General features: G+C 38.7%; 9 protein-coding genes. All 9 read right to left on the bottom strand.

Annotated features, from left to right (window positions below):
• Nucleotides 1-25: 25 nt before the first annotated feature.
• On the bottom strand, nucleotides 26-1,498 hold the full coding sequence (gene guaB, locus AAFN64_RS04855) for an IMP dehydrogenase (RefSeq protein ID WP_300485566.1): 1,473 nt from the start codon (nucleotides 1,496-1,498) through the stop codon (nucleotides 26-28).
• A gap of 207 nt (nucleotides 1,499-1,705) precedes the next feature.
• A complete protein-coding gene (locus tag AAFN64_RS04850) occupies nucleotides 1,706-4,156 on the bottom strand; it encodes a TonB-dependent receptor (protein ID WP_347759456.1) in 2,451 nt (816 codons plus the stop codon).
• Complete coding sequence (locus AAFN64_RS04845) at nucleotides 4,137-5,501, bottom strand: HTTM domain-containing protein (protein ID WP_347759455.1); 1,365 nt, start codon at nucleotides 5,499-5,501, stop codon at nucleotides 4,137-4,139. The genes AAFN64_RS04850 and AAFN64_RS04845 overlap by 20 nt, the downstream gene beginning before the upstream one ends.
• Before the next feature lie 12 nt (nucleotides 5,502-5,513).
• Nucleotides 5,514-6,641, bottom strand: coding sequence for an imelysin family protein (locus AAFN64_RS04840; protein ID WP_347759454.1), 1,128 nt, complete (start codon nucleotides 6,639-6,641; stop codon nucleotides 5,514-5,516).
• Nucleotides 6,642-6,709: 68 nt separating this feature from the next.
• On the bottom strand, nucleotides 6,710-7,783 hold the full coding sequence (locus AAFN64_RS04835; protein WP_347759453.1) for a DUF4856 domain-containing protein: 1,074 nt from the start codon (nucleotides 7,781-7,783) through the stop codon (nucleotides 6,710-6,712).
• A gap of 297 nt (nucleotides 7,784-8,080) precedes the next feature.
• Nucleotides 8,081-9,007 carry a hypothetical protein gene (locus AAFN64_RS04830; RefSeq protein WP_347759452.1) on the bottom strand — a complete coding sequence of 309 codons (927 nt, stop codon included), beginning with the start codon at nucleotides 9,005-9,007 and terminating at the stop codon, nucleotides 8,081-8,083.
• Nucleotides 9,008-9,270: 263 nt separating this feature from the next.
• Nucleotides 9,271-10,209, bottom strand: coding sequence for a hypothetical protein (locus AAFN64_RS04825; RefSeq protein WP_347759451.1), 939 nt, complete (start codon nucleotides 10,207-10,209; stop codon nucleotides 9,271-9,273).
• 280 nt (nucleotides 10,210-10,489) lie between these two features.
• A complete protein-coding gene (locus AAFN64_RS04820) occupies nucleotides 10,490-11,410 on the bottom strand; it encodes a hypothetical protein (protein WP_347759450.1) in 921 nt (306 codons plus the stop codon).
• A 516-nt stretch (nucleotides 11,411-11,926) separates the two neighbouring features.
• Nucleotides 11,927-12,856 (bottom strand): hypothetical protein, encoded by a 930-nt coding sequence (locus AAFN64_RS04815; RefSeq protein WP_347759449.1) that lies wholly within the window; start codon nucleotides 12,854-12,856, stop codon nucleotides 11,927-11,929.
• Nucleotides 12,857-12,958 lie beyond the last annotated feature (102 nt).

Below are 12,958 nucleotides of genomic sequence, written 5' to 3'. Positions count from 1 at the left end.
TATTTTCATATCAGGTTTTTATTTTTTATCGCGAATAATTTGGTGCTTCTTTTGTAATGGTTACGTTGTGCGGATGGCTTTCTCCGATTCCGCTGGCCGTGATACGAACAAATCGTCCTGTTTCCTGTAAGGTCTGGATGTCTTTTGCACCACAGTATCCCATTCCGGCACGTAGTCCGCCAACAAACTGAAGCATACTTTCGTTTAGCTCTCCTTTGTAAGGTACACGTCCTACGATTCCTTCCGGAACCAGTTTTTTCACATCGTCTTCCACGTCCTGGAAATAACGGTCTTTGGATCCTTCTTTCATCGCTTCTACCGATCCCATTCCGCGGTAGGATTTGAATTTTCTTCCTTCGAAAATAATCGTTTCGCCCGGCGATTCTTTGGTTCCAGCTAATAGCGATCCCAACATCACACAGTCGGCTCCGGCTGCAATCGCTTTCGGAATATCACCGGTATAACGGATTCCTCCATCCGCAATAACCGGAACTCCGGTTCCGCGTAAAGCGGCAGCGACTTCCAATACGGCCGAAAACTGCGGAAATCCTACTCCGGCAACCACTCGGGTTGTACAGATTGATCCAGGTCCGATTCCTACTTTAACGGCATCGGCACCGTTTTCAGCTAAATATAAGGCCGCTTCCGGTGTCGCGATATTACCTACCACCACATCCAGTTGCGGGAATTTTTCTTTTACTTGTTTTAAAACACCTACCACGCCTTTGGTATGTCCGTGTGCCGTATCGATGATCACCGCATCTACACCTGCGTTTACCAAAGCCGTTGCCCGTTCTACCGCATCGTTGGTAACACCTAATGCAGCCGCTACACGCAAACGTCCAAATTTGTCTTTGTTGGCATTTGGCTTTTGTGTTAACTTGGTAATATCTCTAAACGTAATCAACCCAACAAGTTTATGTTCTTTGTTGACTACCGGTAGTTTTTCAATTTTGTTTTGTTGCAGAATTTCTTCAGCTGTGGCTAATGTAGTTCCTTCTCCGGCTGTAACCAGTTTTTCGGACGTCATCACCTCGGTGATTAAACGAGCGTTGTCTTTTTCGAAACGCAAATCACGGTTGGTCACAATACCTTTTAGGATTTGATTTTCATCCACCACCGGGATTCCTCCGATACTAAACTCGCGCATGGCCAGTTTGGCATCGCCCACAGTTGCCGTAAGTGGCAATGTAACCGGATCGATAATCATTCCCGATTCGGCTCTTTTTACTTTTCGTACTTCGGCAGCCTGCTGCTCGATTGTCATGTTTTTATGTAAAACACCGATACCGCCTTCCTGCGCCATCGCAATAGCCATCGCACTTTCGGTAACCGTATCCATAGCAGCCGAAACAACCGGTACGTTTAATGTAATATTTTTTGAAAATTTCGTTTTGATACTTACTTCCCTTGGCAGGATTTCTGAATAATTCGGAACGAGTAGAACATCATCATAGGTTAGACCTTCCCCGATGATTTTAGCTGTGTGTGCTTTCATGTTGCAATTTGTAGTTGAATTGCATGCAAATATAACACATTTATTCCATCCGCGGGAAAAACTTTAACATTATTATAAATCGTTTATGCGACAAAAACAAATCCATAATTTATAGTTTATCCGAAAACCTATTTTTTGCGGTTAACTTATTTATAGTCAAAAGATGTTGGCTGTTAGCATACTATTTATCCGTAGTATATAGTGGTTTTAGAACCGCAATTGAAGGGTCGCATAGTAAGACCTTGGTGCCGAAGGGATAATTCCTGGTCCCGGATAACCGGTTGCTCGTCTTGTAAAATAAATAGTATTCGTAAGATTATTGATACCGGTTTCTATCGTAAAATTTTTGGCAACCGTAAGCGACAACGCCCAATCGACAACATAGTAGGTTGGAACCTGTCCTTCAATTCCCTTAATATTTTCGTTTTTGTCCTGTTTACTGTTGGTGGCATCGGTGTATTGATCACTCATATAAGTAAATTGCATACTGGTCATCAGGTTTTTATAACCGAATAGCATACCGGATTTAAGGTTTTGCATAGGAACAAATTCCACTTTATTTCCTTGTATTCCGGGTTGTTTCGAGCGGATGTATTCCGATTTTGTCAAAGCCAGATTAATAAAAGCATTCCATTTAAAATGGGGATTCATCGGGCTAAAAAGTGTTTTTTGTAAACTTAAATCGGCAAAAATTTCCATCCCATAGATAAACGCATCGCCTACATTCGTACGGAATCGAATAATCCGAAAATCTTCCGTTTCTTTAATAATCTGTCCCAAACGTCCTTTGTAAGCCAATCCGAAAGCACTGATATCATAGGTCAGTTTGTTTTTCAGTTGTCCGCGGATTCCGAAATCAAACGTATAGCCTTTTTCATCTTTCAGGTTTTCATCAATTTTATAGGACGGTTCTGAAATTCGAATATCATTAAAAGTAACCGAACGGTAATTCTGAGAAAAGTTCATATATGACTCGACTGCTTTTATCGGTTTGTAACTGAATCCGATTCCTAAAAGTACAAACGAACGGTTTAATTTGTTATGTTCTTCTAAAGTTTCATCAAAAATGACATTCCCGGCATTATCGCGATTGATTTTCCGGTAAAAACCTTTTGCCTGCGTCGTAATATGCTCAAAGCGAATTCCCGGAGTAATCGCGAACTTATCGGTTATCCGAAAAATATTTTCTCCGAATAGGGCCAGATTACGATTCGGATAGTTATAATCGGACTGGTTTTGATAATACGGAAATTCGGCTGTTGCAAAATCAAAATTGGCATCCCTTCCGGAACTACCGGGGCCTTGTCGGGCTGTATTATCCGACTGGTAGTATTTGAAACCTGCGACAAAGGCATTTTCGTTTTTAAAAAAACCATACCGTTTTAAGATTCGTGTTTCGGCTCCCCAATTGGCAAACTTTCCAGTGATCAGATCGCGGACAGTTCCTTCATGATCTTCCTGAAAGACACGATTGGAACGAAATCCAAGCGCTTTGCGTCCGGCATATAATCCAAACAGGTTTACGCTCAGATCGGTTTTTGATGTAACCGTATGCTTTAGTTTTAGTGAAAAAAGATTCCAATCGACAGCAAACCAATTCCGTTTCCGATTACTCTGAAACGCATTCTCGTAAAACATTTTATCGGTTAGTCCTCCGGGTTGCTGTGCTAAATATTGAAAATGGGTATACTCGAAACACAAACTGGTTTTAGTCGTAAACCGGTATCTGAAATTTCCGAAATAGTTTTTGGATTCAAATTCGGAATTGGGTTGAAAGCCATCCCCCAATTTATAATTAAAAAAGGTATAATAACTAAATTCCCCTATTGTTCCGCTTAAACTGGTAAAACTGGTAAACAGATTGTTGGATCCTATCGTTTGCCTGTTTAATACGCTACATTTTTTATTCGTATCGGGACTTTTCATTTTAAAATTGATCAATCCTCCAAATTGCGTTCCATATTGTAACGATGCTGCTCCTCTTATCACTTCTATCCGATCCAATCCTTCTGTTGCCGGTGTATAATAACTTTCCGGATAGCCTAAAATATCAGCACTAATGTCATAATCGTTCTGACGTATATTAAAATGGGCTGAACGATTCGGATCCAATCCTCTTCCGCCAATATTCAATTGCAAACCACTGTTGTCACTTTCGTAGATATTTAATCCGACTACTTGTGAAAATACCTGACGGGGTACATTTACAGCCCGATTACCCATCATATTATCCATAATGACCACTTCCGTTTTTTTTCCGGCATAAATCGCAGTTTCTTCAACATCCCGTAACCGGGCCATCGCAAAGATTTCTTTTTTCCTTTTTTTGATCAAAATCTCACTAAGCTTGATCTCCATGGGATGTAAGGCGATTAAGAGGTTTACATCCTGATTGACTACCGTAACTATTTCTTCCTGTAAACGGTATTCATCCGATAAAAAGACCAATCGATATTGACCGGGTTTTACTTTTGAAAAAAGAAACGCTCCTTTTTCATCCGATCGCGTCACACTATTATTACTTACATTAACGATTTCTACCGAAGTGAGCGGTATCTGTTTTTCAATAGCTATAATTCTTCCTTTAATATCGTATTGTGAAAAACAGATTGTGGTTACCAACGTTACTATCAGCGTACTAAAGTCCTTTAATTTCATCGTCAAACGGTACTATCCAGGTTTTGTGTAAAAAGCAATCTTTTTCTTTTGCGAGATTCACGGTTGGGTTTATATATCTTTTTCCGGGTCTTCCGTTAAGTGTCACATAACTTTCTACCGTGACTATCGGATCGTTGATGCCTTTTTTCTGATAATAATCGTGTAGAAAGTGCGCATACTGTACAATGAAATCCGGCTGAAAAGCCATTTGTTTTTCCTGAAAAGGGGTCAGAAATGCATCATTCTCGATATAAAAAGAACGTCCCGTTATCTTATCTTTTATCGCAAACTGGATATAACCGGCTTTTTCCATCAACATGACACGCCAGGAAAAACGGAAACCTTCTTCCGTCCAGAATAATTCTCCCGGATATAAAAGGTAACGAAAGGGGAATACCAATTGTACAACAAAAAAAACGATCAATATTTTAACGCGTAATGCAGCGGCGCTTAGTGTTTTTGTACTCCGCTCTCTTGCATTGTCGAAAAACAACATATTAATTTTGAAAATGCGACTCCCATAGGCTAATACTTTATGGTGGTATTTCGGATCGAAGAAAATGAGTGTTGCGAAAATCATAATAAACGGAAACATTCCTATTGGAAATAGTATTCGCGTTATCAAATGGAAAAAGACGACCATCATAAAAGCCAGGACTCTTGTACGCCGATACAGTAACAAAAACGGAATAAGCAGATCATATAGCATTCCACCCCAACTGAAAGCAAACGCAACCCATTCCTGTTTGAGTAAGAAGCCTAATACCGGTAAATCATATTTGGGTGCAAGCCATAATTTTAAAGGCATTGCTCTGAAAAGCCAATCGGAATTAACCTTTGCCAATCCGGCATAAAAATAGACAATCCCCAACATGAGTTTCAGGCTATCGATACACCATGCCGGAATTTTCTGAAAAGCAAGTTTCGGCTTTTTCCAGGCATCGACCGAGTAATAGCCATTTGCCGGTAAAAAGAACATGATAAAAGCTACTGCAGTGATAAAATAATAGTGATTCAGATAGGTCGTTTTATCCATCAATTCGATATAGGTAAAGCTCACAAAAAACAGCAGAATCGCCAATCGGTATCGATATCCCAGCGTTATCATAATACACGACAGCATACAGATCAGAAAAATAAGGTACGTATAAATTCCCAGAGGTTTTATCCATTCGAATCCGTAGTAGGAAAAAAAGAATTTCGGTTCAATGTATAATGTTTTAACCCAACCATTAGCCATAAAACGGATCAGACTAAAAAACATCAATACGCCAAAAAGAATACGAAAGGTTGCCAGTGGTGCTGCCTCCGTAGTTTTATTAAGATATTTATAAAATCGTTTCATCTTGTATTTTTATTAATCGCCATCGGTATCTGCATAATCGATAGAAATGCTCATTGCCGACGTCATATCCGATTTCATATAGGCAACATTGCGTTGTAACGCATTGAATGTGGCAGTCATTTTGGTGTTATCGATGATAACCTGTTGACTTAAATCCGGCAACATTTCGTCCACAGCATGGTGTGCGATATTAAATTGGTTTATGATTAAATTACTTAATAGCTGTGTTCCCTCTTCATTATTCCCCTTTTTATCCAGATAATTCAGGTAGCTTTTTAATGACGGTCCATATTGATTCCCGTCGAAATATTTGCCTTCAAAAAAGTTATGAGCAGCGTTGAGAGCTTCCTGTACCAGTTCTTTTGAATAGTTCTTACTATAATAGGCTTCTACTTTATCCGGATAGGTTCTGTCTGAAAATTTACCGGCCGGATAACCTATTTTCGCTGTCCGGATATCTTTTTCGTAAAAGTGGATATAGGCATTCACCATCCGGTTAACACTTCCCGAAGAAGTATTGTCACTTTTGGAAATAAATGTCGTTTTATATCCGGATTGCCAATCGTCATAAACCTGATTCAGTAAAAATTCCAAACGGTTTACCAAGGCTGTCAGATAATTTCTATATTTGACTGCATCAGCATGGGTACTATAAAATTCAATAATTTCATTAGTATCACTACTCAAGCCGAATAACATATAATCTAAAGCCGGAAATCCTTGCACCACGTCAAATGAAGCGCCCTCAAGGTTATAATCTCCGGAAGCTATTTTGGCATTAATCTGTGCTACTCCGGTCGGATAGGTATTCGAATACTTACTCAGTTGTATTTCATCGGCTTTTCCGATGTTAAACATGGCAACATATTGGTATGATTTGTAGGCTTCGAACCATTTCGCTCTTACGACCGTTAGTGAAACCGTATTTGGTGTCGTTACAAAATCGTTGGTTGTGATTTTAAGTACTTCTAATTTTGATTTATAGTTTGATAAAGACGGAAGGATTAGGTTATCGGCCCAATTAACCAGTATTGCTTTTCTATCATACTCATCAACCGGAGTATTATCTCCATTGTGATCCAATCCACAGGAGTATAGTACTACACACACCATGGTCAATAACAATTTTATCATTCTCATAAAAATCCCTTTAAAATTGAGTAAACGCTATAAAAAAGAGCTCCAAAACAGGAGCTCTTATAACTTGTTTAATGGCTTCCACTTTGAGCTGTGGCTTGCGCTACGGTAAAACCAAAAGCGTTTGCAATAGTTTCGGAAAGTATGTCAATTTGAGTTGCGGTGTAGTTGGCATCCCAAAATCCGTCATCGCCTCCTAGTAACTTCTTTGTCATTTCTTCTGTTTTGCTTTTCAATAAATAAGGTTCATTCGTTTCCGGATTATTGGTATACGCCAATGCACTGATAAAACCATACGCTTCTGATAATCCATGGAATGCAGCAGCCATATCTCCGGTAATTACATTGCTTCCGGATAGCTTTCCTTTCGATTTCTGCATATAATAAACTGCTCTGATCGCTCCGACTTTGGATAGTTTTTCTTTAATTATTTGTATTTGTTTATCGCGTTCTACATTATTTCCGGCTAAAATTGCCTCCTTGCCTTTTTCGAAAGCCTGGATTACCTCCTGAGTAATGCCTGCAAAATTTGAATTTCCATTAACGGTATTCAGGTAACTTTCCCAAAAGTATTTTTTAGTATTATCAGGACCTTTGTATCCGAAAATATAAGTATAGCCTTCCTCCCATAATTTTACCCGTTCCGCATTGTTTGCCATGGCATCCAGGCTGGCAGTATTCAAACTGGAATTTAAGGTCTGATTCAATAAAACAGCCCCCATTAGACCTTTAATAATGGCCTGATTAATTTCCAGTCCTTTTTCGTTAAATAACCGAACCGATATACCACTCGAACCTGTGTAGGATCCTATATGTCCTTTTGAAGCCGGCGATTGATGCGCTAAGGCTACGTCGCCCATTTTTTCAAAAAGAAAATCAAATTGCAATTTTGCATTCTCAGCTGTTTTTTCCTTAAGCGAAACACCGGAAGTATTTAATACCGGATCCGAAAAGGGATTTCCCGTATTCGTGTACATTCCTTTCAATCTGGCTGCATCCAGTGGATAAAGCTGTGTTTTTTTTGTATAGGCATCAAATTCTGCCAACATTTTTACAGCCATCAATGCACGAGTCGGGTCGGCAGTAGTTTTCTTATCCGTAGCTACAGGAGCCTCATTAGAATCATTTGAACACGATACTGTCAAAACCAATAATGTTAAAGCTGCTATTCTAATTTTTATAAAGTGCATATTATTTTGCTTTATTAAGATTAATTATATTTTACTAAATCAAATGTAATCATCTCATTTTCAAAACATGTCTCTGATATAGATCCAAAAAAGCCCATGTTTTGGACAAAACACAGGCTTTTTTGGAATTATCAGTAAATGGTAACGCTTTTACGATTTTAGTATAAAAACTTTTCCGGTTAGCAGGCTTTGGCTTAGGAAATACTTTTATATGGTAACCGTTTTATGGCAACGTAATTGTCCTTTATGATGTCACTGGTTGTAGTCGCCTCCAATTTGAACCCAACCTAATCCACCACCGCTACTACCAAACGGTCCCGTCCATACTAACTCGACAGCCGTTTTAGCTTTAATAGTCGTTTTATAATTCTCTGCTGTTACTGCACCAGCAGCAGTATAGTTTGTTGGCAAATAACCTACCGGTATTACAGTAGGAGTCGTTATATTATACTTGACATTTGAAGCACCATCAACACGGATCGTAATAACCCTACCGGGCTTAGGGTTGGGTGGTAACGTAATCAGCGTGACTTTCTTGGAAAATATATTTAATACCTCATCGTCATCTGTCATTACCGCCTGAGCATTCGTTGAAGCTCCCCGCCAAACAGTATAACGACCTCTTGAAGAAGCCAAAGTACCATCTGCTTTTGCCACAATATTATTAGGATAATCGGTACGTAATTTACCATCCTGTATATTACGTATCCTCGCGTTTCCATTAACATCTAGTTTTTCCGTAGCCGCTGTTGTACTATAATCTCCTATAGCGACGTTGGCATTTTGATAAATATTCTGAGTATTTAAGGTTGCCTGTGTGGTGGTGGTCGCTCCTATTATCTTCCAAGGGATTGTATTCACTTTTTTCCAGACATTTGATGGAGCATCAAAATAATAATACCCAATCTCGTCAATATTCCTGCGCTGAGACGAAGCATTTCCTCTGGTTACATCGGTAATATAAACGATCAATCCATTTTGGTCTGCCCCATACAGCCCCTCACCTTTTGCGGTTAGTTCTGCTCGGGTAAGTCGTGGCGGAAGAACACCATCAATCGCCGAAACGTCGTTTTTTTTTGTTATGTCCAAAGTAGCCTTAGGATTTACTGTATTTCCAACCTGAGCGTAAATAAGCCCGGTAAAAAAAAGGAAACATATAATTGTACCATATTTTTTCATATTGTTATTATTTTTATTAAGTACTCATAATTTAGAAGAAGCTGAATTATTAATTTTGCCTAAATAATTTACGCTAAAACAAGACAAAACTTCAATTTTCAAACAATTTTGAATTACCAGAAAACGGTAAAGCGTTCACCATCTTATTATAAAAAACTATTTCCGGTTAGCCGACTTTGGCTTTTATCCTTTGTTTAAAAAGACCTTTTAACATATGGAAATAGCGTAACCGTTTTATAGCTGCGTAATTAGTCCTTTAGGTGTTACTTCTGTTGGTTACCTCCAATTTGAACCCAACCTAGTCCACCGCTGCCATATGGCCCTGTCCATACTAACTTGAGAGCCGTTTTAGCTTTAATACCCTTTCTATAATCCGCTGCTGTTACTTCACTTCCATTAGCAACAGTATAGTTTGTTGGCAAATAACCAACCGGTGTTACAGTAGGAGTTGTTATACTATACCTATGATAATAACCACGAGTACTGGTAGCACCATCAATACGGATCGTAATAACCCTACCGGGCTTAGGGTTGGGCGGTAACGTAATAAGCGTGACATTCTTGGAAAATATATTTAATATCTCATCGTCATCTGTCATTACCGCCTCAGCATTCGTTGAAGCGCCCCGCCAAACAGTATAACTACCTCTTGAAGATCCCCAGGTACCATCTGCTTTTGCTACAATAGTATACGGATAATTGGTCCGTACTCTACCATTCTGCATATTGCGTAATCTCACGTTTCCACTAACATCCAGTTTTTCTGTAGCAGTTGATGTCCTATAATCTCCTATGGCGACGTTGCCATTTTGATAAATATTCTGAGTATTTAAACTAGCCTGTGTAGTCCCTCCTATTATTTTCCAAGGGGTTGTATTCACTTTTTTCCAGACATTCGATGGAGCATCAAAATAATAATACCCACTCGTGTCAATATTCATTCGTTGCGACAAAATGTCTCCTCCGGTTACATCCGTGATAAAGATGAGTACTCCATTTTGGTCCGCTCCATATAGCCCATTACCTTTTGCGGTTAGTTCTTCTCGGGTAAGTCGTGGCGGAAGAACCCCATCAATATCGGTAACTCCGTTTTTTCCTGTTATATCCAAAGTAGCCTTAGGACTTTCTGTATTAATTCCAACCTGAGCGTAAAGAAGCCCGGTAAAAAAAAGGAAACATACAATTGTACTATATTTTTTCATATTGTTTTTGTTTTTATTAAGTAATCATAATTTAGAAGAAGCTGAATTACTAATTTTGCCAAAATAACTTACGCCAAAACAAGACAAAACGCTAATTTTCTGAAAAACACAGGCTGTTTTTTAATTCCCAGAAAACGATAAAACTTTTACGATTTTATTATAAAAAACGATTCTCTATTAGCAGATTTTGGCTTTTACCCCTTCTTTGGAAATACCTTTCAACATACGGAAACAGCGTAACCGTAACCGTTTTATAGCAACGTAATTGTCCTTTATCGTGTCACTGGTTGTTGCCTCCAATTTGAACCCAACCTAATCCGCCGCTGCCATATGAACCTGTCCATACTAACTGGACAACTGTTTTAGGTTTAATAGTCGTTTTATAATCCCCTGCTCTTACGATATCATTTTTAACAACATAGTTTGCTGGCAAATAACCAACCGGTATTACACCAGGAGTCGCGACATTATATGTTCCATTAGAGTGACCATCAATACGGATCGTAATAGTCCTACCGGGCTTAGGGTTGGCTGGTAACGTAATAGTCGTGACATCACGGGAAAATATATTTAATATCTCATCGTCATCTGTCATTACTGCCTGAGCATTCGTTGATGCTCCTCGCCAAATAGCATAATAACCTCTTGAAGAAGCCAAAGTACCATCTGCTTTTGCCACAATAGTATAAGGATAATCGGTACGTACTCTACCATCCTGTAAATTGCGTATTCGTATGTTTCCATTAACATCTAGTTTTTCCGTAACAGCTGCTGCTCTATAATCGCCTATCGCTACATTGCCATTTTGATAAATACTCTGAGTATTTAAGGCCGCCTGTGTGGTCGTTTTTATTCGCTTCCAAGGAGTTGTATTCACTTTTTTCCAGGTATTCGATGGACCATCAAAAAAATAATACCCACTCGCATCAATATTCGTTCGTTGCGACAAAGCATTTCCTCCGGTTACATCCGTAATAAAGATGAGTAATCCATTTTGATCCACTCCATACAGCCCTTCACCTTTTGCGGTTAATTCTGCTCGGGTTAGTCGTGGAATAAGAAGGCCATCAATATCGGTAACACCCTTTTTCCCGGTTACGTCTAACGTAGCTGTTGGATTTCTTGTATTAATTCCAATCTGGGCGTAAATCGCTCCTGTAAAAAGGAGCAGAAGGAATACAGTTACATAATACTTATTCATATCACTTATTGTTTAATTAATTAAAATTTGTTAATTAACAGTAGAATCAAATTTTTACAAACTAAAATGCTATCTCCGTTTTTACAATGCTAAAGGGGAACCAGCATCGATACGATCATTTGGTAATAACAACAGAACCTCATTGAAACCGTCCGAATACAGTATAAAATCAACTACAAAACTGCTCGTACAACTTTTTTTAAAACCTTTTTTACTTTATATGATCACAATAAATTTTGATCAATAAATTATAATATTGCTAAATTAATTAGCATTTTCGAACAATCTCTTAGAGATACATAGACAAAAAGCCCTATGTTTCAGTCAAAACACAGGGCTTTTTTGATTCAACAATTAAATAGTTGTTTTTTCAATACCTTACACCCCAGCCACCAACAAACCTAAACAAAGTCAATTGGCTTAACATGAAGTCATCCCGGTTATTCGACTTTCATTCGTATGTAGATGGAAGTACTTTCAACATATGGAAAAATAGAGTTCCCATTTCATAACATTTTAATCCGTCTGATTGTCGCCTCCAATTTGAACCCAACCTAGTCCGCCGCCGCCATATGGTCCTGTCCAAACTAACTCGACAGCCGTTTTAGGTCTAATAGTGGTTTTATAATCCGCTGCTGTTACTGAACCAATATCAACATTAGCATAGGTATAGTTTGTTGGCAAATAACCAACCGGTGTTACAGTAGGAGTTACTACATTATACGTGCCATTGGAAGAACCATCAATACGGATCGTAATTACTCTACCGAGCTTAGGGTTGGGCGGTAACGAAATAGTCGAGGCAGTAAAGGAAAATATATTTAATATCTCATCGTCATCTGTCATTACTGCCTGAGCATTCGTTGAAGCCCCTCGCCAAACAGTATAACTACCCCTTGAAGAAGCAATAGTACCATCTGCTTTTGCTACAATAGCATAAGGATAATTGGTACGCAAATTACCATCTGCCATATTGCGTATTCTTCCGTTTCCATTAACATCTAATTTTTCCGTAGCCGCTGTTGTACTATAATCTCCTATAGCCATATTGGCATTTTGATAAATATTCTGAGTATTTAAGCTAGCCTGCGCGGTCCCTCCTATTACCTTCCAGGGGCTTGTATTTACTTTTTTCCAGACATTCGATGGACCATCAAAAAAATAATACCCATTCGTATCAATATTCGTTCGTTGCGAGAAAGCATTTCCTCCGGTTACATCCGTAATAAAGATGAGTACTCCATTTTGATCCGCTCCATACAGTCCTTCACCTTTTGCGGTTAGTTCTGCTCGGGTAAGTCGTGGCGGAAGAACACCCTCAATCTCTGAAGTTCCGTTTTTCCCTGTTATGTCCAAAGTAGCCTTAGGACTTATTGTATTTCCAACCTGAGCGTAATGAAGCCCGGTAAAAAAAAGGAAACATACAATTGTACCATATTTTTTCATGTTATTATTTTTATTACGTGATTATCATTTAAAGGAAGCTGCATTAATAATTTTGCAGAAATAAGAGAAAGTCCTAATTTTTAGACATAGCACATACTTTTT

It is taken from the genome of Flavobacterium sp. CAU 1735 (assembly GCF_039888695.1).
Lineage (GTDB): Bacteria > Bacteroidota > Bacteroidia > Flavobacteriales > Flavobacteriaceae > Flavobacterium.
The sequence above is the reverse complement of the archived record's forward strand: the minus strand, read 5'-3'. Positions and strand labels throughout refer to the sequence as shown.